Raw genomic sequence first — 22,068 nt, forward strand, 5'->3', positions numbered from 1 at the left:
GGGTGTGTCAGGTTAATCAATGTTGACTGACCCACCGCTTTCGCGAGCAAGCCCGCTCCCACAGGTTCTGTGTGATACCTGAAGAGTTTCTTCAGAGCATCGGTCGCGCCGCACCAATCGCTACCACCAGCAGCCCGATCAGCAAATTGATCCCCACCAGTTTGCGAATCTTCCCCAGCACCGCCGCACCCGCCGGCCAATCCTGCGAAGCCACAGCGCTACGCAACGAAGGCAGTTGCAAGCCTTGGATACGGATAAACAGCGCGGTCATCACCACATACAAGCCCATCATCACCTGCACATAGCGCGGTGCGGTTTCGAAGCCGGCGAAGCGCATGTGGATCAGGCCCACACCGCTGATCGGCAAAAGTATCACCGCCACCCAGACCCAAATGAAAAAACGCTGAAACACTTCTACCCACAACTTGAGCCGGGCAGGGCCTTCAAGGGCCGTCATTGCGGCGGGACGCAGGATCATCCAGGCGAAGAACATGCCGCCGACCCAGACCAGGGCCGCCAGTAAATGCAGGGTGTAGACAAGGGCAAAGGGTGTCATTGGGTTACTCCGTTCTGCGCAGGATTCATTAGCGGGGTATGATAGCCGCCGATCCGAACCACTGAAAATTTATCCAGCGTTTTTAGCGCCCGAACATTCATGATCAGCACCGAACTCAAAACCACGATCCAGGGCGCCTATTCGCGTTTTCTCGAAGCCAAGAGCCTCAAGCCGCGATATGGCCAGCGCCTGATGATTGCCGAAGTGGCAAAAGTCCTGGGCGACATCGACACCGACGACGAAGGCCGGCGCAGTGGCGAGCCCGCCGTGGTGGCGGTGGAGGCCGGCACCGGTACCGGCAAGACCGTGGCCTACAGCCTGGCGGCGATCCCTACTGCCAAGGCCGCCGGCAAGCGCCTGGTGATCGCCACGGCCACGATCGCCCTGCAGGAGCAGATCGTGTTCAAGGACTTGCCTGACCTGATGCGCAACAGCGGGCTGAATTTCACTTTCTCCCTGGCCAAGGGCCGTGGGCGCTACATGTGCCTGTCCAAGCTCGACATGTTGCTGCAGGAAGGCCAGGCGCAGACCGCCACCGCCCAGCTGTTCGAGGAAGAAGGCTTCAAGATCGAAGTCGATGAGGCCAGCCAGAAGCTGTTCACCAGCATGATCGAGAAGCTGGCCGGCAATAAGTGGGACGGCGACCGCGACAGCTGGTCCACGGCCCTGGAAGACGCCGACTGGTCGCGCTTGACCACCGATCACAGCCAGTGCACCAACCGTCATTGCCCGAACTTCGGCCAGTGCGCCTTCTACAAGGCTCGCGAAGGCATGGGCAAGGTTGACGTGATCGTCACCAACCACGATATGGTGCTGGCCGACCTGGCTTTGGGCGGTGGCGCAGTGCTGCCGGACCCGCGTGACACGATCTACGTGTTTGATGAAGGCCATCACCTGCCGGACAAGGCCATCGGCCATTTCGCCCATTACACCCGCCTGCGGTCCACCGCCGACTGGCTGGAAACCACCGCCAAGAACCTCACCAAGCTGCTGGCCCAGCATCCGTTGCCGGGTGACCTGGGCAAGTTCATCGAGCAAGTGCCGGAGCTGGCGCGGGAAATCAAGACGAACCAGCAGTTCATGTTCACCGCTTGCGAGCAAGTGGCCGATTTCAAGCCTGGCGAAGACGTCGAGGGCCGCGAGCGGCCGCGCCATCGTTTTGTTGGCGGGGTGATTCCTGAGCACATGCGCGAAATGGGCATCGAGCTCAAGAAGGGTTTTGCCCGCTTGACCGATCTGTTCACCCGCCTGACCGACCTGCTCAAGGAAGGCATGGATGGCGAGGTCAATATCGGTATCGCCAGCAACCAGGCCGAGGAATGGTATCCGCTGTTTGGCAGTTTGTTGTCCCGCTCCCAGGGCAATTGGGAGTTGTGGACGGCCTTCACCGCCGAGGACCCGGAAGACAATCCGCCAATGGCGCGTTGGTTGACCCTGGCCGAGAGCGGTTCGTTGTTCGACATCGAGGTCAATGCCAGCCCGATCCTGGCCGCGGAAATGCTGCGCCGCAACTTGTGGAACGTAGCCTACGGTGCCTTGGTGACGTCCGCGACGTTGACCGCCCTGGGCACGTTCGACCGTTTTCGCATGCGCGCCGGCTTGCCGAAGAAAGCCGTGACCGCCGTGGTCCCGAGCCCGTTCCATCACGCCGATGCCGGGGTGCTGCGGGTGCCGGACCTCAAGGCCGACCCACGGGACGCCGCCGCCCACACCGCCGCGATCATCCGCGATCTGCCGCAATTGGTGGAAGGTTCACGGGGTACCCTGGTGCTGTTTTCCTCGCGCAAACAGATGCAGGACGTGTTCGATGGCCTCGACCGTGACTGGCGCAAACAGGTGTTCATCCAGGGCAACCTGTCAAAACAGGAAACCCTGAACAAGCACAAGGCGCGAGTCGACGGCGGGGATTCCAGCGTGCTGTTCGGCCTGGCGAGTTTTGCCGAAGGCGTGGACTTGCCCGGTGCCTATTGTGAGCACGTGGTGATCGCCAAGATCCCGTTCTCGGTCCCGGACGACCCGGTGGAAGCTGCGCTGGCCGAGTGGATCGAAGCCCGTGGTGGCAACCCCTTCATGGAAATCTCCGTGCCGGACGCCTCGCTGAAACTGGTCCAGGCCTGCGGTCGGTTGCTGCGTACCGAAGAGGATCGCGGCACCATCACCTTGCTCGACCGGCGGCTGGTAACCCAACGCTACGGCAAGGCGATCCTCAACGCGTTGCCGCCGTTTCGGCGGGAGATTTCCTGAGGTCGCTGCGATTGTGTAGCGAAGCCATGTATTTGTGGGAGCAGGCTTGCCACAGGGGGCCAGGCTTAGCCAGCCGTCTCGCGGCGGTTCCCAAAAGCCTGAATGGCTGAAACAATGCCAGTCACTTTAAAAAGTGTTTGTTTCAAAGGAGTTGCGGGTGCAGATTCAAGGCCATTATGAGCTTCAGTTCGAGGCGGTGCGTGAAGCCTTCGCGGCGCTGTTCGATGATCCTCAAGAGCGCGGCGCGGCGTTGTGCATTCAAGTCGGTGGCCGAACCGTCATCGATCTGTGGGCCGGGACCGCCGACAAGGATGGCAGCGAGGCCTGGCACAGCGACACCATCGCCAATCTGTTTTCCTGCACCAAGACGTTCACCGCCGTCACCGCCCTGCAATTGGTGGCCGAGGGCAAGTTGCAACTGGATGCCCCGGTCGCCCGATATTGGCCTGAGTTTGCCGCAGCCGGCAAGCAATCCATCACCCTGCGCCAGTTGCTCTGTCATCAGGCCGGGTTACCGGCGCTGCATGAGCTGTTGGCGCCCGAAGCGCTCTATGACTGGCAGACCATGGTCAATGCCCTGGCCGCTGAAACACCCTGGTGGACACCGGGCGAGGGCCACGGCTACGCCGCGATCACCTACGGCTGGCTGGTCGGCGAGTTGCTGCGCAGGGCTGATGGTCGTGGCCCGGGAGAGTCCATCGTGGCCCGCATCGCCAAGCCGTTGGGCCTGGATTTTCACGTTGGCCTGGCCGATGAAGAGTTTCATCGCGTGGCCCACATCGCCCGTGGCAAAGGCAACGTCGGCGATGCGGCGGCCCAGCGCCTGCTGCAGGTGACGATGCGCGAACCCACGGCCATGACCACCCGGGCTTTCACCAACCCGCCGTCGATCATGACCAGCACCAACAAGCCGGAGTGGCGGCGCATGCAGCAGCCGGCGGCCAACGGCCACGGCAACGCCCGCAGCCTGGCGGGGTTCTACGCCGGTCTGTTGGACGGCAGCCTGCTGGAAGGCGAAATGCTCGACGAACTGACTCGTCAGCACAGCCTCGGCGAGGACAAGACACTGTTGACCCGGACCCGTTTCGGCCTGGGTTGCATGCTCGACCAGCCGGATGTACCGAACGCAACCTACGGCCTCGGCCCACGGGCATTCGGCCATCCGGGGGCGGGGGGCTCCATCGGGTTTGCCGATCCGGAACATGATGTGGCTTTCGGTTTCGTGACAAACACCCTCGGGCCTTACGTGTTGATGGACCCGCGCGCGCAGAACCTCGCGAGGGTGCTTGCCACTTGTCTGTAAAACGCCATTGAAGGCAGTGGGCACAGGAACCTCGTGTCCTTTTCAGTTTCCAAGCGTCTGTTTATGTGGCCCGAACATGGTCTTTTGTTTTTTCATTTACATCATTTTGTGGATATCCAATGTCATCGAATAAAACTCTCGCTCTGGCGCTGTGCTTCGCTATCACTGGTTGCGCACAAACACCACAAAATGATGCCGAGGGCGGCAGTAGCTGGTGGCCGTTCGGCTCTTCCGACAAGGTCGCGGCCAAGGAAACGACACCGGTAGCACCCCTGAAACCGGCCGCCGTCGCCCCGCAAGCCAAGGCCGAGAGCGCTACGCACTGGTGGTGGCCGTTCTCTTCCGATGACGCTGCTGACGTCGCGAAGAAAGATGCCCTCAAGCCTCAAGACAAGCCTGAAGCCAAGGCGCCAACCGTTGCCAAGGCCGAAGCCGAAAGCAACGGCAAGTGGTGGTGGCCGTTCGGCGGCAAGGATCAGGAAACCGCCAAGGCGGTGCCGATGCCCGACCCGAAAGTCACCCAGGCCTGGCTCGACGATTACGAGCCGAAATTGCGTACCGCTATCAAGGACAGCAAGCTTGAACTTGAGCGTCGCGACAATGTGCTGGTGGTAACCGCGCCGGTGGACGGCTCTTTCAACCCGGACCGTCCTGCGATGCTGCTGCCCGTGACCCTCGGCCCGTTCACCCGCGTGGCGAAGATCCTCGAAGCCGACCCGAAGACTGCGGTGCTGGTCCTGGGCCATGCCGACACCTCGGGCGCGGCGCCGGCCAACCTGAAACTCAGCCAGGAACGTGCCCAGTCCGTGGCGGCGATTTTCCGTCTCAGCGGCCTGCAACGTGATCGCCTGATGCTGCGCGGCATGGGCGCGGAAGCCCCCCGTGCGGCCAACGACAGCGTGGAAGGTCGTGCCTTGAACCGTCGCGTGGAATTGCTGGTCACGCCGGCCAACACCATGGTTGCGCTGCTGAGCAAATACAACATGCCTGCCCCTGCGCCGGTGAAAATGGTGGCCGTCCAGGACGTGAAGCCGGCAGTTCCGGCTCCAGCGCCTGTGGTCAAGAAAGCAACCGCTTCGACCACCAAAAAAGCCCCGGCCAAAAAAACCGCTGCCAAGACGCCTGCGAAAAAAGCCCCGGCCAAAGCAACTCCGGCGAAGAAACCCCAACCGGCCAAAGCCACCACCGATACCAAAAAAGTCGCGGCGGCCGATACCCCCAAACAGTGATGGGCTAACCACAAGGAACGCGCCATGACCCAATCGCTGGCTGATATGCGCCGCGACTACACCCGCGACGGCCTGACCGAGGCACAAGCCCCGGCCGAGCCGTTCGCGCTGTTCCACCAATGGTTCGCCGATGCGGTGAAAACCGAGCAGGCCCCGGTGGAGGCCAACGCCATGACCCTGGCGACAGTGGATGCCGACGGGCGCCCTCATTGCCGGATCCTGCTGCTCAAAGGGCTGGACGCCCAGGGCTTCACGTTCTTCACCAACTACGACAGTGCCAAGGGCCAGCAGCTGGCAGGCAATCCTTTTGCGGCCATGACGTTTTTCTGGCCGACCCTGGAGCGCCAGGTGCGCATCGAGGGCACAGTGGTGAAGGTCACGGCGCAGGAATCGGACGCCTATTACCAGGTGCGGCCGCTGGGCAGCCGTCTCGGCGCCTGGGCTTCACCCCAGAGTCGGGTGATTGCTGGGCGCGGTGAGCTGGAAGACTTGCTCAAGGCTACGCAACAGCGCTTCAACGACAACCAACCCCACTGCCCGGAGCACTGGGGCGGTTATCGCTTGCTGCCTGAGCGCATCGAATTCTGGCAGGGGCGCGCGAGCCGCCTGCACGATCGCCTCAACTACCGCCTGCAAGGGGCGAACTGGATTCGTGAGCGTCTGGCGCCTTAGTCTCGGGATAATTTGCCGCAGCGGTTTGAAGCCATTGCGGCAGGTCCCGACGTTTGATGCCTTGCTCCTTGGCGCGGGCCAGTTGCTGCAGCATGTAGGTTTTTTTCTGCTCATCCCGCCCCGCCAGCGACAGTGCCAGGTCGCGGTCTATCCAGCGTTTGATTCGCACGTACAGCCACCAGTGGAAGTACAGACCGGCCACGGTGGTCGCGACGATGATGAAATAATCCATGAAAAATCCCAGGGTGATGACGCAGGTTTCCGAAATTGGCGCTACTGTTTGGTGAATTTTTCGGGTGCGCCTGTATCCCACCTGAATGAAAGCAATTTTATCCCAGCGGGGCCGTGACAGGCGTCAAGCTGCGGAGTTTAATGAATCCCTGTCTTTTGGAGTTGATGCTATGCGTAAGTCTGTTTTGCTGGTTGCTTCCTTTTCCACGATGGCGATGTTGCTCACTGGCTGTCAGTCGAGCCTGACCGGTGACTCCTACTCCCGTGACGAAGCGCGTCGCGTGCAGACGATCCGCATGGGGACCATCGAATCCCTGCGTCCGGTCAAGATCGAAGGCACCAAGACCCCAATCGGCGGTGCGGCCGGTGCAGTGGTCGGTGGTGTAGGCGGCAGCGCGATCGGTGGTGGCCGTGGCAGCATCGTCGCCGCGGTGATTGGCGCGGTGGCCGGTGGCCTGATTGGTTCGGCAACCGAAGAAGGCCTGACCCGCACCCAGGGCGTGGAAATCACCGTTCGCGAAGATGACGGCAGCATGCGTGCCTATGTGCAGCAGGTGCAGGAGAACGAGGTGTTCCGTGTGGGTGAGCGGGTTCGTATCTCCACTGTGGGCGGCACGAGTCGCGTATCGCACTAAGCTGGAATTGCTTTGAAACGGCGCTTTTCCTGGACGGAAGGCGCCGTTTTTTATGGCTTCGTTTCGGGGGGCGGCGTACATATCCGTTTCTTCGGTAACGGCTGCTTATGGTTCCGCTCTTACAGCGGGTCACTTTTGAGAAGCGCAAAAGTAACCAAAACGCTTTTGCCCCACCACTCGGTGCCTCGCCTGGGCTCGGCATGCCTGAACGAAGGCATTGCTCCGTGGGGCCGCCGCGAAGGGCCATCCATGGCCCAGCGCGGCTAACCCGGCATCCATGCCGGGTTGCCCACTGCGCAATGCCTTCGTTCAGCCAGCGTGGTTAATGGGGCGCCCGAGATCAACGTCCACCGCGAGGCGGCCTGATAGCCGACCTGGTTCTGGGTGGGGTCGCGTTTCTCCTGTAGGAGCGAGCTTGCTCGCCATGGCGGTGGTTCAGTCGCATGGATGTTGGGTTTGCCGTGCTAAGGCAACGAAATCCTCTTTCAGGCTCATGGCGTCTCTCGTAGTCCAAGGCATGATGGCTTTCCGGCGAAATTGGCTCGCTGGAAAGTGTCCACCATGTCCCCGCACACCCGTCAACCATGTGTCCGGTCCGTACACACTCTTCAAAAATGAGCCGCCGTAAGGGCCACCCCTTTCAAGGTCTTAGGTAAAATCCCCTGAAGTTTCTATCAGGGATACCAGAACGATGTGGGCCGATGTTCTAGCGCGTTTCGAGAAAAAAGCACCTGCCAGCGTTATGGCCAAATTGGCGCTGGAGCACGCTATTGCCCCTGAGTGGGTCGATCAGGTCTTCGAAGAACATCGGCAACGGCAGTATTCTCGTGAGCTACTGTTCTCGACCATCATCAAGCTGATGTCCCTTGTTTCATTGGGTTTGAAGCCATCCCTGCACGCCGCGGCGCGGCAACTGGAAGATCTTCCTGTCAGCCTGGCGGCCCTCTACGACAAGATCAGTCGTACCGAGCCAGCTTTGTTGCGCGCCCTGGTCACGGGCTGTGCGCAGCGCCTGGCTCCAACCATCAAGGAGTTGGGTTGCACGACGATGTTGCCGGGTTGGCAGGTTCGGGTGGTGGACGGTAATCACTTGGCATCCACTGAGAAACGACTGGGGGCTTTACGCCACGAGCGCGGCGCCGCTCGGCCCGGGTTTTCGGTGGTTGTCTACGACCCCGACCTGGATCAAGTCATCGACCTGCAGGCATGTGAAGATGCCTACGCAAGCGAGCGTGTTTGTGTGCTGCCTCTCTTGGCCGATGCCGAGCCGGGCCAGGTGTGGCTGGCTGATCGACTCTATTGCACGCTCCCGGTCATGGAGGCTTGCGAACAGGTCAAAACCTCCTTTGTCATTCGTCAACAAGCCAAGCATCCGCGCTTGATTCAAGAGGGTCATTGGCAAGAACCCGTGCCTGTGGGCGCGGGCACTGTGCGTGAGCAGATCATTCAGGTCAGAGGCGGTTATCAGTGTCGGCGTGTCGAACTGACGCTTCATTCGCCAACAGACTCGGGTGACAGCAGCTTGATGTTCTGGAGCAACCTGCCTGAAAGCGTCAGCGCGCAGCAGATCGCGGAACTCTATCGCCGCCGCTGGAGCATTGAAGGCATGTTCCAGCGACTGGAAACAATCCTGGAAAGTGAAATCGAAACCCTTGGTAGCCCAAAGGCTGCATTGCTCGGGTTCACTACTGCGGTGTTGGCCTACAACGTCCTGGCCGTACTCAAACGAAGCGTCGAGCAAGCTCATCAGGCTTCCCAGCCTGCCGGCTGGGAAGCCTCAACCTATCACTTGGCGGTTCAGGTCCGGAGTGGTTATGAAGGCCTGCAAATTGCGCTGCCCTCGGAATGTTTTCCCGTCATACCTCTGGAAAAACTGGCCCAGCGCTTGTTGGAACTGGCCAGAAACATCCAACCAAAACAAGTTGCGAAAAATCCCCGGGGCCCCAAGGTGCCTAAACCCAAAACATGGGTGCAAGGCACTGCGGTGCATGCACATGTTTCAACGGACCGGGTAATCAAGGCCGCCAAAACGAAAAGACCTTGAAAGGGATGGCCGTAAGGGCGGAACCCTAAGTAGCCGTTACCGCAGCAATGGATATACACACCCCTCAGGCAGCCAGGAGTCAGCTTGGCAATGCAGGCTGCTTGCGACTGGCCGCCGCTGTCACCGCGTAACCCAACAAAGCCGCCAATATCGAACCCGTGAGAATCCCCATCCGGTCCATGCCGGCGTAGTCACTCACACCCGGCTCGAACGCCAGGGAGCCGACGAACAGGCTCATGGTGAACCCAATACCGCACAAGATTGCCACGCCCAATACCTGGCCCCAGTTGGCACCAAGGGGCAGGCTGGCGATGCCGATTTTCACCGCCAGCCAGGTCAGGCCGAAGACGCCAACGGTCTTGCCCAGCAACAGGCCGATGGCGATGCCCATTGGCACGTGATGGGTGAAGCTCTCGACGGTGACGCCGCTCAGGGACAGGCCGGCGTTGGCGAAGGCGAACAGCGGCAGGATGCCGTAGGCCACCCAGGGATGCAGGGCATGTTCCAGGGTCAGCAGTGGCGAAGTCTCGGCGTTTTTCGTGCGCAGCGGAATGCAGAATGCCAGGGTCACCCCGGCCAGGGTGGCATGGACACCGCTCTTGAGTACGCACACCCAAAGAATCAGGCCGACCACCATATAGGGCCCGAGCTTGACCACGCCCATTCGATTCAACGCCACCAGCGCGGCGATGCAGGCGGCTGCCAGTATGAGCGACAGGCTGGACAGGGCGCCGGAGTAAAAGATCGCGATGATGATAATGGCGCCCAGGTCATCGATGATCGCCAGGGTCATCAGGAACAGCTTGAGCGACACCGGCACCCGCTTGCCCAGCAAGGCCAGCACGCCAAGGGCAAATGCAATGTCGGTGGCCGTCGGAATCGCCCAGCCGGCGAGGGCGGCCGGATTGTCACGGTTGAGGAACCAGTAGATCAGTGCCGGCACCACCATGCCGCCAATCGCCGCCGCACCCGGCAAGACGATTTGCGACGGTTTCGACAACTGTCCGCCGAGGACCTCGCGCTTGACCTCTAGGCCGATGAGCAGGAAGAACATCGCCATCAGGCCGTCGTTGATCCACAGCAACAATGGTTTGGCGATTTTCAACGCCCCGACCTGGGCCACCACCGGCGTGTCCAGCAAGCCGTTGTAGAGCCAGGAAAGAGGTGAATTATTGATGGCCAAGGCCAGTACGGCGGCGGCGATCAGCAGCAGGCCGCTGGCTGCTTCCAGCTGGAAAAAGCGTGTCAGAGAATTACGTAGAGCCACGATCGCTCTCCATTCATCGAATCAAAAAGATGGCACACCCTAACCCGTACTGTTAGTTGTTAAAACAAAAGTTATATTCTTTTTTGTTATATGACGTTACAACGCCTGTACGGCGCGGTCTGGCAGTTACGGCGCATATTGGACCTTAGCTGTACCTGTGCGCGATGTCGGTTTTTTCCTAAGCTTGTGACTGGTTTTTCCGAGACCAAAGTCGCGCCTGTATGAGCATCAGGTTTCCCCGCGTCGAACCGATCCAGTGAGAACACACCATGAATGACCACCATCAGTGGGCGCGCGAAGCGATTCGCATCATTGAGGCTGACTTCCAGCGCAGTGCCGATACCCACCTGATCCCGCTGCCGCTGCCTGGGTTGCCGGGCATCGAGCTGTACTTCAAGGATGAATCCAGCCATCCCACCGGCAGCCTCAAGCATCGACTAGCCCGCTCGCTGTTCCTCTACGCCTTGTGTAACGGCTGGCTCAAGCCTGGTGCGCCGGTGATCGAAGCCTCCAGCGGCTCGACCGCGATTTCGGAGGCTTACTTTGCCAGGCTGCTGGGCCTGCCGTTCATTGCGGTGATGCCGGCGACCACCTCCAGGGAAAAAATCGCACAGATCGCCTTCTATGGCGGCCAGAGCCATCTGGTGGATGACCCTACGCAGATCTACGCCGAGTCCGAGCGCCTGGCCCGTGAACATGATGGGCATTTCATCGACCAGTTCACCTATGCCGAGCGCGCCACGGACTGGCGGGCCAATAACAACATTGCCGAATCGATCTTCCAGCAGATGCGCTTCGAGCAGCATCCGGAGCCAAGCTGGTTGATTTCCAGCCCCGGCACCGGCGGCACCACGGCCACCCTGGGGCGCTACGTGCGTTATCGCCAGCACGGCACCCGTGTGCTGTGTGCCGACGCCGAGCGTTCGGTGTTCTTTGACTACTACCGCAGCGGCGATGCCAGCCTGCGCCTGGATTGCGGCTCGCGGATCGAAGGCATTGGCCGGCCACGGGTCGAAGCGTCGTTTTTGCCCAAAGTCATCGATGCGATGGTCAAGGTCCCGGACGCCCTGTCACTGGCGGCCATGCACTACCTGGCCCAGCGTTTGGGACGACGGGTCGGTGGCTCCAGCGGCACCAACCTGATCGGTGCGTTGATCGCCGCGAGGCAGATGGTGGAAGCGGGGGAGTCGGGGTCGATCGTGGCGATTTTGTGTGACGGCGGCGAGCGCTATGCCACGACCTATTACGATCCTGCGTGGCTCAAGGCCCAGGGGTATGAGTTGAGTGGGTTGATGGAGGCCGTGGCGGCGAGTGTGGAGCGGGGTGAGGCGCTGCCAGAGAATGTGTTGCGAGCCAATATCTGAAAACACTGAGACCTTCCTGTGGGAGCGGGCTTGCTCGCGAAGACGGTGGATCAGTCAAATAAGGGCTGACTGACCCTCCGCCTTCGAGCAAGCCCGCTCCCACGGGAAGTTAGTGTCAGGCTTCGAGGCCGAGGATATCCCGCGCCACTGCCTCGGCAATCCGGATCCCGTCCACGCCCGCCGACAGGATTCCGCCCGCGTAACCGGCGCCTTCACCGGCCGGGAACAGACCCTTGACGTTCAGGCTCTGCAGCGTTTCGTTGCGGGTAATGCGCAGTGGCGACGAGGTGCGGGTTTCGATCCCGGTCAGCACGGCGTCATGCAGCGAATAGCCGCGAATCTGTTTCTCGAATGCGGGCAGGGCTTCGCGGATGGCTTCGATGGCAAAGTCCGGCAGGGCCAGGGCCAGGTCGCCCAGGGAAACGCCTGGCTTGTAGGACGGTTCGACGCTGCCCAGTGCCGTAGACGGCTTGCCGGCGATGAAATCGCCCACCAGTTGCGCCGGGGCTTCGTAGTTGCTGCCGCCAAGCACGAACGCATGGGACTCCAGGCGCTCCTGCAACTCGATCCCCGCCAGCGGGCCGCCCGGATAATCGACTTCCGGGGTGATGCCGACGACGATGCCGGAGTTGGCGTTGCGCTCGTTGCGCGAATACTGGCTCATGCCGTTGGTCACGACGCGGTTCGGCTCGGAAGTCGCGGCCACCACGGTGCCGCCCGGGCACATGCAGAAGCTGTACACCGAGCGTCCGTTTTTGGCGTGGTGCACCAGTTTGTAGTCGGCGGCGCCGAGTTTCGGGTGGCCGGCGTACTTGCCCAGGCGCGCACTGTCGATCAGCGATTGCGGGTGTTCGATACGGAAACCCACCGAGAACGGCTTGGCTTCCATGTATACGCCGCGGCTGTGGAGCATGCGGAAGGTGTCTCGGGCGCTGTGGCCCAGGGCCAGGATCACATGCCTGGAATGAATCTGTTCACCGCCGGCCAACTCGACGCCGACCAGTTGGCCATCCTCGATCAGCACGTCGGTGACTCGCTGCTGGAAGCGCACTTCACCGCCCAGGGCGCGAATCTGCTCACGCATGTTTTCCACTACGCCTGTCAGACGGAACGTACCGATATGCGGCTTGCTGACGTAGAGAATTTCTTCTGGCGCACCGGCCTTGACGAATTCGTGCAGGACCTTGCGGCCAAGGAATTTGGGATCCTTGATCTGGCTGTAGAGCTTGCCATCGGAGAACGTCCCCGCGCCGCCCTCGCCGAATTGCACGTTGGATTCGGGGTTGAGCACGCTTTTGCGCCACAGGCCCCAGGTGTCCTTGGTGCGCTGGCGGACTTCCGGACCGCGCTCAAGGACGATCGGCTTGAAACCCATCTGCGCCAGCAACATGGCGGCGAAGATCCCGCACGGGCCGAAGCCGACCACGATCGGCCGCTCGCTCAGGTCTGCCGGCGCCTGGCCGACCACTTTGTAGCTGACATCCGGTGCTTCGTTGACGTTACGGTCATCGGCGAACTTGCGCAGCAGGCTGGCTTCATCGCGCACCGTCAGGTCGATGGTGTAGATAAAGCACAGTTCGGAGGACTTTTTGCGAGCGTCGTAGCTGCGCTTGAACAAGGTGAAGTCGAGCAGGTCATCGCTGGCGATGCCCAGGCGCTGCACGATGGCAGGGCGCAAGTCTTCTTCGGGATGGTCGATCGGCAGCTTGAGTTCGGTGATTCGTAACATGACGGGGTCCGGTTCGCGGGGCGCACAACTGCGCCAGGGCGTGAACCGGCGATTATAAGCCAAAAGCGGCGAATCAGTCGTTGCGCGCACCACCGAAGTAGGCGCAGCCGCGCTGGACCTGACCGTTGACCCGCAGCTCGGCGCTCATGTGTTGCACGCTGCCAGTGACGCTGTCGACGCAGCGCTGGGGGGCGACCCAGAGCTCGACCTTCTGGCCGTTGGCCTCGGTGCTGAGGTTGACGCGGCCATCACCCAGTTGCTCCTCCATGTAAGGCACCGCCAGCGGTGGTTGACCCTCACGTTCGAGCACCAGGCCCTTGCCGCTGGCCTTGAGGCTCCACTCGGGGCCATGGCCGGCGGCGCGCAGGATCAACAATCTGAAATCTCCGTCATCGCAGGCAGTGCCCGAGCGCTCCAGGCGATACAGCTGCTCCAGGTCCAATTGGCTGTCGGTACCGGCCGCCGTGCTGGAGACGATACGGCCGCGCACATCGGCAAACAGCTTGCCCCGCTCGTCGGCCAGGCTGGCGGCCTGTTGCAGCACACTGGTGCCACCGCTGTCGTTGACGATGTAGCGGCGCTGTTCCTGGCACGGCTGGAACACCAGCTTGCCATCGGCCGCTGTGAGTTCGCCCTGCATGCGCGTCTGGTCGGCGTGGGAGGCACTCTGACGCGGGGCGTCGAGCAATTGGCAGCCGGCAAAGAGCGGCAGGAGGGCGACAAACAGCAGGGAGCGAGCGGCACGCATCATTGGGTCTCCAGACAAGTGCCGCCACGTTACTCAGACTGATCCTGCATCACAAGGGGTGTCAGCCCACGTGAAAGGTCTGACCGGTTTGTAGGCCTTCGACGCTCTTGGCGTAGGCCAATGCCACATCCGCTGCGGGAACGGGTTTGAAGCCGCGGAAATAAGGCGCGTACTTGTCCATGGCTTCCAGCAGCACGTTCGGGCTCACCGAGTTGACACGCAGGCCCCGGGGCAACTCGATTGCCGCCGCACGCACGAAACTGTCCAGGGCACCGTTGACCAGGGCCGCCGACGCGCCGCTCTTGATCGGGTCGTGGCTGAGCACGCCGGTGGTGAAGGTGAACGACGCGCCGTCGTTGGCGAATTCACGGCCGATCAGCAGCAGGTTGACCTGGCCCATCAACTTGTCTTGCAAGCCCAGGGCGAAGCTGTCTTCGGTCATCTCGCCCAGGGGCGCAAAGGTGACATTGCCCGCTGCGCAGACCAGGGCATCGAAACGCCCGGTCTTTTCGAACAGGGCGCGGATCGAGGCGCTGTCACTGATATCCACCTGCAATTCACCGCTGTGGCGGCCAATCCGCACGATTTCGTGGCGGGGCGACAGTTCGTTGGCAATGGCCGAACCGATGGTGCCGTTGGCGCCGATCAACAGGATTTTCATGGGCTGTTCCTCAATGGGTTGAATGAGTTTTCAGTCTAGAGAGGTTCTTTTCATTGATAATCGTGCTAATAGGCAACCTTTGGTTTTCATTTGGAAACAATCCGATGAGCGAGATGGATGATCTGGCGGCGTTTGCCGTGTTGATGGAGGCTGGCAGCTTCACCCTGGCGGCCCAGCAGTTGGGTTGCAGCAAGGGCCAGTTGTCCAAACGCATCAGCTTGTTGGAGAGTCGGTTTTGCGTGGTATTGCTGCAGCGCACCACACGACGCTTGAGCCTCACGGCGGCCGGCGCGGCGTTGTTGCCTCAGGCCCAGGCGCTGTTGGTACAGGTGGAAAGGGCGCGTCAGGCATTGGCTCGGTTGAAGGACGATATTTCCGGGCCGGTGCGGATGACGGTTCCGGTTTCGTTGGGCGAAACCTTCTTTGAAGGGCTGCTGACGGAGTTCGCGCGCACTTACCCCAACGTGCAGATCGAGCTGGAGCTTTACAACGGCTACCGCGACCTGACCCGCGATGGCTTCGACCTGGCGATTCGTTCCGATGCCGCCATCGATGAGCGATTGGTGGCTCGCCCTCTGCTGGCCTGGCACGAAATGACCTGCGCCAGCCCGGCCTACCTCGATCAATACGGTGAACCCCAGACCCCCCAGGCCCTGGCCGAACATCGCTGTCTGCTCAACAGCCACTACAGCGGGCGGGAAGAATGGCTTTATCACCAGCAACACGAACTGCTGCGGGTCCGTGTGTCGGGGCCGTTCGCCAGCAACCACTACAGCCTGTTGAAAAAGGCGGCCCTGGCCGACGCCGGAATCGCCCGGCTGCCGTCGTACCTGCTGCAGGAAGAATTGGCTGACGGCCGCCTGCGCTGGGTGCTGCGCGAGTACCAGACCCGGCGCATGCCGATGTACCTGGTGCATCCGTATCAGGGCGGGTTGCCCAAGCGCACCCAGGTGCTGGCCGACTATTTGATTGATTGGTTCAAGCGCAGTGGTGAGGCGTTGGATCGGCTTCAACGATAACCCGTCCACCGGATGCTCCCACAGGAATTTTTAGTCTCAATGGGCGTAGCGTTTGGCGATCAGATGATCGATGGACAACACCCCCGGCCCGCGCGCCATCAGGTAGAGCAATACCGCCGCCCAGGTGCCGTGGGTCGGATAGGCGTCCGGGTAGACAAACAACTGAATGGTCAAGGTCATGCCCAACAGGGCCATCGCCGAGAAACGTGTCGCCAGTCCCAGCAGAATCAGCACCGGGAACACATGTTCGGCAGCGGCCGCCAGATGCGCTGCCAGCTCGGGCGACAGCAGCGGCAGGGCGTATTCGCTTTTGAACAGGGGAATGGTTGAGTCCGCCAGATGTGGCAGGCCGATCTGGAAGGTGCCGTCGAACAGGTCGATGGCCAGGCCCTCGATTTTGGTCTGGCCGGATTTCCAGAACACCGCGGCGATGGAAAAACGCCCAACGAAGGCGATCAGGCTGTGGGGAATTTTCTCCAGCCATTGAATGAAAGCGGTAATCAGAGCGTTCATTGGGTGACCTGCTCAGGTAAGAGATAAGTGATGGCTTGGTAGCGGATGAGCCTCGCCAGGGTCTGTTCCACGTCGAGGTCGGTGTGGCGCTCCACCGCGGTCTCGATGGCAGCGGTCAGCGACAGGCCCTGTTGCAGGGCCGTGATGAAACCATGGGCAGCGTGACTGATCGCCAGCACTTCCACGTCGAAGCCATGGCGCAGTACCAGGGCGTTTTGCGCAGAGTACGGCTCGAACGGCACGGGAGGCTCTTGCTGATGGGCGGCCCAGACCGCGACCACGGCGAAGGGCGATTGCAGCAGGCGCAGGGACGGATGAAGGCCGATCTTCAGATGCGCGGCGAGTGTGGGGGATGACAGCACCTCCACGATTCGTTCCCCACTCATGGGCTGGGCGTCGGCGGCGTGGCAGGCCTCGACTTGCAGCCGCTCCAGGCGCGCAACGTCCGCCAGATAGGGGACGCTGGCGGCGGGTTCGAACTGTTCGATGAACCGGGCAAAATCGGCACCGTAGTCGCTCATGATCGGGCTGCACGGCGCCGCCGACTGCATGTAGACCCTGGCCATGGCCCGGAAAAACTCCTCGCCCACCAGTTGCGCCACCACTGGGTAGTTGTCGGCCAGGGCATTGATCAATGAGCTGAGCACGTTGTTGCGGTACACCGCGAAGCGGTTCCCGGGATCGGCGCCATTGGCGCTGATCAAACCCGGTGGACAGGCTTTGCCTGGGTCGAGCAGGGCGGCGGCGAACTCGCTGAAGCGGCTCATGACCGGGCTCCGGCGGCGCTTAACAGTCGGTCGGCCTGACGCGCTTCGGCCAGCAGCACTTGCAATGCAGGAACATGGTTGTCTCGTTCGATCAAAGTGGCCACGGGTCCGGTTCGCTCCAGGGCTTGGCGATACAGTTGCCAGACGTCGTTGTCGATCGGCGCGCCGTGGTCGTCGATCAGCAAGCGCTCACCGAGGCTGTCGGTGTCTTCGGCAAAGCCGGCCAGATGAATTTCGCCGGTGGCCTGCAGGGGCAAGGCGTCGAGGTAGGCCAGTGGATCGCGGCGATGGTTGACGCAGGAAACGTAAACGTTGTTCACATCCAGCAGCAGGCCACAGCCGGTGCGACGAATAACTTCACTGATGAAGCAGGCCTCGTCGAGGGTCGATTCCTCGAACGCCAGATAGGTGGCCGGGTTTTCCAGCAACATCGTGCGCTTGAGGCAAGACTGCACCTGATCGACGTGTTCGCAGACGCGGTTGAGCGTCGCGTCGTCGTAGGCCAGGGGCAGCAGGTCATTGAGGAACACCGGGCCATGGCTGGACCAGGCCAGGTGTTCGGAAAAGGACTGGGGTTGATAGCGCTCGATCAGTGCGGCCAGGCGCTGCAAATGTGCGACATCCAGCGGCCCCTCGCCACCAATCGACAGGCCGACGCCGTGCAGCGACAGCGGATACTGCTCGCGTATCCGCCCCAGGAAGTGATGAAACGGCCCGCCGGCCACCATGTAGTTTTCCGCGTGCACTTCGAAGAAGCCCAGCTCCGGTTGGGTCTGGAGTACTTCACGAAAATGCTCGGCCTTGAGCCCCAGCCCCGCCCTTGGCGGCAGCCGGGTATCGGTGGCGAGGAAAGGGGTATTCGACATGGTGGCAGGCCTCAGGCAGATGCGATCAGGACTTGGCTTTGAACGCTTCGAGCTGGCCGAAACCGGTGGGGGAGGTCTTGCTTTCGAGGGTGGTGCAAGTGCCTTTGGGGACCGATTTCCAAGCGTTGGCCTGATAGTCCATTTTCGCGGTACCGGCACAGGTGGTACCGGCACCGGCGGCGCAGTCGTTCTTGCCTTTGAGGGCGACGCCGAAGCATTTTTCCATGCTGTCGTCGGCTGCGTGGACGGTCGAGACGGCTGTCATGCTCAGGGCAGAACCGAGGGCCAGGACCAGGGCGGTGGCGGACAGGGTACGGGTCGAAGCAGTCATGATGATTCTCCAGTTTTTCAGGGAAGTGAACCGGCGTTTAGTGCCGGTCTGCTGAACTAGAGAGGGGGTGTGGGGAAGTGTTACAGCGGGTCCTCGATTTTTTTATTTTTCCTCCAGATTCATTGTGGCGAGGGGATAAATCCCCTCGCCACAAATGTGTTCTCTTGTCACCGTTGTGCTTGCTTGAAATCCAGGCAAAAAAAACGGCCCGAAGGCCGTTTTTTTACTGCCACAGACTCAACCGCCCAGGTACGCCTCGCGCACTTTCGGATCGGTCAGCAGAGCTTCACCGGTGCCTTGCATCACCACGCGACCGTTCTCCAGCACGTACGCCCGGTCGGCGATTTTCAGCGCCTGGTTGGCGTTCTGCTCCACCAGGAACACCGTCACGCCATCCTTGCGCAGTTGTTCGATGATGTCGAAGATCTGTTGGATGATGATCGGCGCCAGGCCCAGGGAAGGTTCGTCAAGCAACAGCAGCTTGGGCTTGCTCATCAGCGCACGGCCGATGGCGAGCATTTGCTGTTCGCCGCCGGACATGGTGCCGCCGCGTTGGGTAAAGCGTTCTTTCAGGCGTGGGAAAAGGTGCAGCACCTTGTCCATTTGTTCCTGAAAGTCGCCCTTGTCGGTGAAAAACCCGCCCATGGCGAGGTTTTCTTCCACGGTCAGTCGGGCAAATACCCGACGACCTTCCGGCACCACCGCGATGCTTTTGCGCATGATGTGCGACGAGTCCTGGCCCACCAGTTCCTCACCCATGTAGCGGATGCTGCCGCTGTGGGCCTGGGGCGAACCGCAGAGCGTCATCAGCAGGGTGGATTTGCCGGCACCGTTGGCACCGATCAGCGTGACGATTTCGCCCTGGCGGACTTCGACGTTGACGCTGTGCAGGGCCTGGATCTTGCCGTAGAAGGTGGAAACGTTTTCGAACTGCAGCATTTACGCTTCCCCCAGGTAGGCTTTGATCACTTCAGGATTGTCGCGGATCTGTTCCGGCGAACCATCGGCCAGGGGCGTGCCCTGGTTGATCACGACGATGTGGTCGGAAATGCTCATGACCAGTTTCATGTCGTGCTCGATCAGCAGCACGGTGACGTTGTGCTCCTCACGCAGCACGCCGATCAGGGCCTTCAGGTCTTCGGTTTCCTTCGGGTTCAGGCCGGCGGCCGGTTCGTCGAGCATGAGGATCCGCGGACGGGTCATCATGCAGCGGGCGATTTCCAGGCGTCGTTGCTGACCGTAGGCCAGGGTTCCGGCGGTACGGTTGGCGAACTCCTTGAGGTTGACCTTCTCCAGCCAATACTCGGCGTACTCCATGGCCTCGCGTTCGCTCTTGCGGAACGAAGGGGTCTTGAACAGGCCGGCAAAGAAGTTGGTGTTCAGGTGACGATGCTGGGCGATCAACAGGTTCTCGACCGCCGTCATGTCCTTGAACAGCCGCACGTTCTGGAAGGTGCGCACCACGCCCTTGCGGGCGATCTGGTGGCCGGGCAGGCCCTGGATCGGCTCGCCGTCCAGCAGGATCGTGCCGCCGGTGGGCTGGTAGAAGCCGGTCAGGCAGTTGAACACGGTGGTCTTGCCCGCGCCGTTCGGCCCGATCAGTGCAACCACCTGTTTCTCTTTCACGGTCAGGGCCACGCCGTTGACCGCCAGCAAGCCGCCGAAGCGCATGCTCAAGTTTTCGACTTTCAGAATCTCGCGGCTCATTTGCGCAGCTCCATGTGCGGGCGTTGCATAGGCAGCAGACCTTGAGGACGCCAGATCATCATCAGCACCATCAAGGCGCCGAACATCAACATGCGGTATTCGCTGAATTCACGCATCATTTCCGGCAACAGGATCATCACGATCGCCGCCAGGATCACGCCCAACTGCGAGCCCATCCCGCCCAGCACCACGATGGCGAGGATGATCGCCGACTCGATGAAGGTGAAGGATTCCGGCGTCACCAGGCCCTGGCGGGCGGCGAAGAAACTACCGGCAAACCCGGCGAACGCGGCGCCGAGGGTGAAGGCCGACAGCTTGATCACGGTTGGGTTGAGACCCAGGGCACGGCAGGCGATTTCGTCTTCACGCAACGCTTCCCACGCACGGCCGATGGGCATGCGCAGCAGGCGATTGATGACGAACAGCGCAGCCAGGGCCAGCAACAGTGCAACCAGGTAGAGGAAAATCACCTTGTTGATCGAGTTGTACTCCAGGCCGAAGTACTCGTGGAAAGTCTGCAGGCCTTCGGCGGCTTTACGTTCGAAGGTCAGGCCGAAGAACGTCGGCTTCTCGATGTTGCTGATGCCGTTCGGGCCACCGGTGATGTCGGTCAGGTTACGCAGGAACAGACGGATGATCTCGCCAAACCCCAGGGTCACGATTGCCAGGTAGTCACCGCGCAAGCGCAGCACCGGGAAGCCCAGCAGGAAACCGAAGGTGGCGGCCATCATCCCGGCGATCGGCAGGCAGATCCAGAAGCTCAGGCCGAAGTAGTGGGACAGCAGCGCATAGCTGTAGGCGCCGACGGCGTAGAAACCGACGTAACCCAGGTCCAGCAGGCCGGCCAAGCCTACGACGATGTTCAGGCCAAGGCCGAGCATGACGTAGATCAGGATCAGCGTGGCGATATCCACCGCACCGCGAGAGCCGAAGAATGGCCACACCAGTGCCACGACGATCAGGGCCAGTATGATCCAGCGCTGGGTGGTCGGCAGGGTCAGGAAGTTGCTGGCCTTGGCCGGGATCACCGGCAGGCCGGGCGAAGACTTCCACATGGCGCTGACCTGCGTGCTGAACAGCACGCGCAGGAACATCAGCAGCGAACACACGGCGATGGTCGCCAGGATGGTCGGGCTGGTGCCATGCACTTCCAGGTTGATGCCGACGATGGTCAATTTCAGGCCGAGTACCGGATACGCGACCGCCCAGACCAACAGCGCGCTGAAGAGCGCCGATTTAAGATGTTTAGTCATACCTTCTCAACCTCCGGACGGCCCAGGATGCCGGTCGGCCGGAATAGCAGAACCAGGACCAGTAAGCCGAACGCGACGACGTCCTTGTACTGGTCGCCAAAAATGTCGGCGCCAAAGGCTTCCGCCACGCCCAGCACCAGCCCGCCGAGCATCGCGCCGGGGATGCTGCCGATGCCGCCCAGTACCGCGGCGGTGAAGGCTTTCAGGCCCACGAGGAAACCGGCATTGGGGTTGATCACACCGTATTGCATGCTCAACAGCACCGCGGCGATGGCCGCCAGGGCCGCACCGATGACGAAGGTCAGGGCGATGATGTTGTTGGTGTTGATGCCCAGCAGGTTGGCCATCTTGATGTCCTCGGCACAGGCGCGGCAGGCGCGACCCAGGCGGGAACGGGAGATGAACAGCGTCAGGCCGAGCATGGCGACCAGGGTCACCACGAACACCACGATTTGCATGTAGGAAATCAGCACTTCATGTGCCCCACCTGGCCCGATGGCAATGTTGCCCGGAATCAGGTTGGGAATGGATTTGTCCTTGGAGTCTTGCGAAAGCAGTACCGTGTTCTGCAGGAAGATCGACATGCCGATGGCGGAAATCAGCGGGATCAGACGGTTGCTGCCGCGCAGGGGGCGGTAAGCGATCCGTTCGATGCTGTAGCCATACGAACTGGTGACCACGATGCTCGCGATGAACGCCGCGGTCATCAACAGCGGGACACTGTCGAGTCCCATCATGGCCAGCCCGGCGATGGCGATGAACGCCACGTAGGAGCCGATCATGTACACCTCGCCGTGGGCGAAGTTGATCATTCCAATGATGCCGTAAACCATCGTATAGCCGATGGCGATCAGGGCATACGTGCTGCCAACGGTCAGGCCGTTAACCAGCTGTTGGAAAAAGTGATAGATGTCAGGCATTACAGCGCT

At 61.3% G+C, this 22,068-nt stretch carries 22 protein-coding genes; 8 read left to right on the plus strand and 14 right to left on the minus strand.

Features of this window, described 5'->3' with window-relative positions:
* Window positions 1-91: 91 nt before the first annotated feature.
* Window positions 92-556: a CopD family protein gene (locus EPZ47_RS06380; RefSeq protein ID WP_135844015.1), complete on the minus strand. Its 465-nt coding sequence runs from the start codon at window positions 554-556 to the stop codon at window positions 92-94.
* A gap of 99 nt (window positions 557-655) precedes the next feature.
* On the opposite strand from EPZ47_RS06380, the gene dinG reads away from it, so the two are divergent.
* The 4 genes from dinG (at window position 656) to pdxH (ending at window position 6,004) form a co-directional block, all read left to right on the plus strand.
* A complete protein-coding gene (gene dinG / locus EPZ47_RS06385; protein ID WP_135844016.1) occupies window positions 656-2,800 on the plus strand; it encodes an ATP-dependent DNA helicase DinG in 2,145 nt (714 codons plus the stop codon).
* 157 nt (window positions 2,801-2,957) lie between these two features.
* The gene (locus tag EPZ47_RS06390) at window positions 2,958-4,103 is read left to right on the plus strand and encodes a serine hydrolase domain-containing protein (RefSeq protein ID WP_135844017.1); all 1,146 of its coding nucleotides are present in this window, start codon (window positions 2,958-2,960) and stop codon (window positions 4,101-4,103) included.
* Between the two features lie 119 nt (window positions 4,104-4,222).
* Complete coding sequence (locus EPZ47_RS06395; RefSeq protein WP_135844018.1) at window positions 4,223-5,332, plus strand: OmpA family protein; 1,110 nt, start codon at window positions 4,223-4,225, stop codon at window positions 5,330-5,332.
* A gap of 24 nt (window positions 5,333-5,356) precedes the next feature.
* Window positions 5,357-6,004: a pyridoxamine 5'-phosphate oxidase gene (pdxH, locus tag EPZ47_RS06400; protein WP_135844019.1), complete on the plus strand. Its 648-nt coding sequence runs from the start codon at window positions 5,357-5,359 to the stop codon at window positions 6,002-6,004.
* Here pdxH and EPZ47_RS06405 read toward each other — a convergent pair.
* Complete coding sequence (locus EPZ47_RS06405; RefSeq protein ID WP_135844020.1) at window positions 5,952-6,236, minus strand: hypothetical protein; 285 nt, start codon at window positions 6,234-6,236, stop codon at window positions 5,952-5,954. The two genes, pdxH and EPZ47_RS06405, sit on opposite strands and share 53 nt — an antisense overlap.
* Before the next feature lie 169 nt (window positions 6,237-6,405).
* On the opposite strand from EPZ47_RS06405, the gene EPZ47_RS06410 reads away from it, so the two are divergent.
* Window positions 6,406-6,870, plus strand: coding sequence for an outer membrane lipoprotein (locus EPZ47_RS06410; protein ID WP_024776354.1), 465 nt, complete (start codon window positions 6,406-6,408; stop codon window positions 6,868-6,870).
* A gap of 742 nt (window positions 6,871-7,612) precedes the next feature.
* Window positions 7,613-8,914, plus strand: a complete 1,302-nt coding sequence (locus tag EPZ47_RS06415; protein WP_135847938.1) for an IS4 family transposase — start codon at window positions 7,613-7,615, stop codon at window positions 8,912-8,914.
* 79 nt (window positions 8,915-8,993) lie between these two features.
* Here the strand turns inward: EPZ47_RS06415 and nhaA are convergent, their stop codons facing one another.
* Window positions 8,994-10,181, minus strand: coding sequence for a Na+/H+ antiporter NhaA (gene nhaA, locus EPZ47_RS06420; RefSeq protein WP_135844021.1), 1,188 nt, complete (start codon window positions 10,179-10,181; stop codon window positions 8,994-8,996).
* Between the two features lie 269 nt (window positions 10,182-10,450).
* Between nhaA and EPZ47_RS06425 the strand changes: the two genes are divergently transcribed.
* Window positions 10,451-11,545: a PLP-dependent cysteine synthase family protein gene (locus EPZ47_RS06425; protein ID WP_135844022.1), complete on the plus strand. Its 1,095-nt coding sequence runs from the start codon at window positions 10,451-10,453 to the stop codon at window positions 11,543-11,545.
* A 115-nt stretch (window positions 11,546-11,660) separates the two neighbouring features.
* Here the strand turns inward: EPZ47_RS06425 and EPZ47_RS06430 are convergent, their stop codons facing one another.
* The 3 genes from EPZ47_RS06430 to EPZ47_RS06440 form a co-directional block, all read right to left on the minus strand.
* Window positions 11,661-13,274, minus strand: coding sequence for an NAD(P)/FAD-dependent oxidoreductase (locus tag EPZ47_RS06430; RefSeq protein ID WP_135844023.1), 1,614 nt, complete (start codon window positions 13,272-13,274; stop codon window positions 11,661-11,663).
* Between the two features lie 73 nt (window positions 13,275-13,347).
* The gene (locus EPZ47_RS06435; protein WP_135847957.1) at window positions 13,348-14,022 is read right to left on the minus strand and encodes a COG3650 family protein; all 675 of its coding nucleotides are present in this window, start codon (window positions 14,020-14,022) and stop codon (window positions 13,348-13,350) included.
* Window positions 14,023-14,083: 61 nt separating this feature from the next.
* Entirely contained in the window at window positions 14,084-14,683 is a 600-nt protein-coding gene (locus EPZ47_RS06440) for a short chain dehydrogenase (protein ID WP_135844024.1), read from the minus strand.
* Window positions 14,684-14,787: 104 nt separating this feature from the next.
* On the opposite strand from EPZ47_RS06440, the gene EPZ47_RS06445 reads away from it, so the two are divergent.
* On the plus strand, window positions 14,788-15,702 hold the full coding sequence (locus EPZ47_RS06445) for a LysR family transcriptional regulator (RefSeq protein WP_135844025.1): 915 nt from the start codon (window positions 14,788-14,790) through the stop codon (window positions 15,700-15,702).
* Between the two features lie 36 nt (window positions 15,703-15,738).
* Here the strand turns inward: EPZ47_RS06445 and EPZ47_RS06450 are convergent, their stop codons facing one another.
* The 8 genes from EPZ47_RS06450 to livH all read right to left on the minus strand — a co-directional run bounded on the left by EPZ47_RS06450 (window position 15,739) and on the right by livH (window position 22,059).
* Window positions 15,739-16,215: a DoxX family protein gene (locus tag EPZ47_RS06450; protein WP_135844026.1), complete on the minus strand. Its 477-nt coding sequence runs from the start codon at window positions 16,213-16,215 to the stop codon at window positions 15,739-15,741.
* Window positions 16,212-16,982: an HvfC/BufC N-terminal domain-containing protein gene (locus tag EPZ47_RS06455; RefSeq protein ID WP_135844027.1), complete on the minus strand. Its 771-nt coding sequence runs from the start codon at window positions 16,980-16,982 to the stop codon at window positions 16,212-16,214. The genes EPZ47_RS06450 and EPZ47_RS06455 overlap by 4 nt, the downstream gene beginning before the upstream one ends.
* Window positions 16,979-17,848 carry an MNIO family bufferin maturase gene (gene bufB / locus EPZ47_RS06460; protein ID WP_135844028.1) on the minus strand — a complete coding sequence of 290 codons (870 nt, stop codon included), beginning with the start codon at window positions 17,846-17,848 and terminating at the stop codon, window positions 16,979-16,981. The genes EPZ47_RS06455 and bufB overlap by 4 nt, the downstream gene beginning before the upstream one ends.
* A 25-nt stretch (window positions 17,849-17,873) precedes the next feature.
* Window positions 17,874-18,179, minus strand: coding sequence for a BufA1 family periplasmic bufferin-type metallophore (locus EPZ47_RS06465; RefSeq protein WP_135844029.1), 306 nt, complete (start codon window positions 18,177-18,179; stop codon window positions 17,874-17,876).
* A 237-nt stretch (window positions 18,180-18,416) separates the two neighbouring features.
* Complete coding sequence (locus tag EPZ47_RS06470) at window positions 18,417-19,118, minus strand: ABC transporter ATP-binding protein (RefSeq protein ID WP_014336889.1); 702 nt, start codon at window positions 19,116-19,118, stop codon at window positions 18,417-18,419.
* Window positions 19,119-19,886, minus strand: coding sequence for a high-affinity branched-chain amino acid ABC transporter ATP-binding protein LivG (livG, locus tag EPZ47_RS06475; protein ID WP_135844030.1), 768 nt, complete (start codon window positions 19,884-19,886; stop codon window positions 19,119-19,121). It lies immediately after the preceding gene.
* Window positions 19,883-21,139 carry a high-affinity branched-chain amino acid ABC transporter permease LivM gene (locus tag EPZ47_RS06480; protein ID WP_135844031.1) on the minus strand — a complete coding sequence of 419 codons (1,257 nt, stop codon included), beginning with the start codon at window positions 21,137-21,139 and terminating at the stop codon, window positions 19,883-19,885. The genes livG and EPZ47_RS06480 overlap by 4 nt, the downstream gene beginning before the upstream one ends.
* Window positions 21,136-22,059: a high-affinity branched-chain amino acid ABC transporter permease LivH gene (livH, locus tag EPZ47_RS06485; RefSeq protein ID WP_135844032.1), complete on the minus strand. Its 924-nt coding sequence runs from the start codon at window positions 22,057-22,059 to the stop codon at window positions 21,136-21,138. Before livH ends, EPZ47_RS06480 begins: the two co-directional genes overlap by 4 nt.
* Window positions 22,060-22,068: the final 9 nt, after the last annotated feature.

Origin of the sequence: Pseudomonas viciae (assembly GCF_004786035.1) — a bacterium.
Taxonomy (GTDB): Bacteria; Pseudomonadota; Gammaproteobacteria; order Pseudomonadales; family Pseudomonadaceae; genus Aquipseudomonas; species Aquipseudomonas viciae.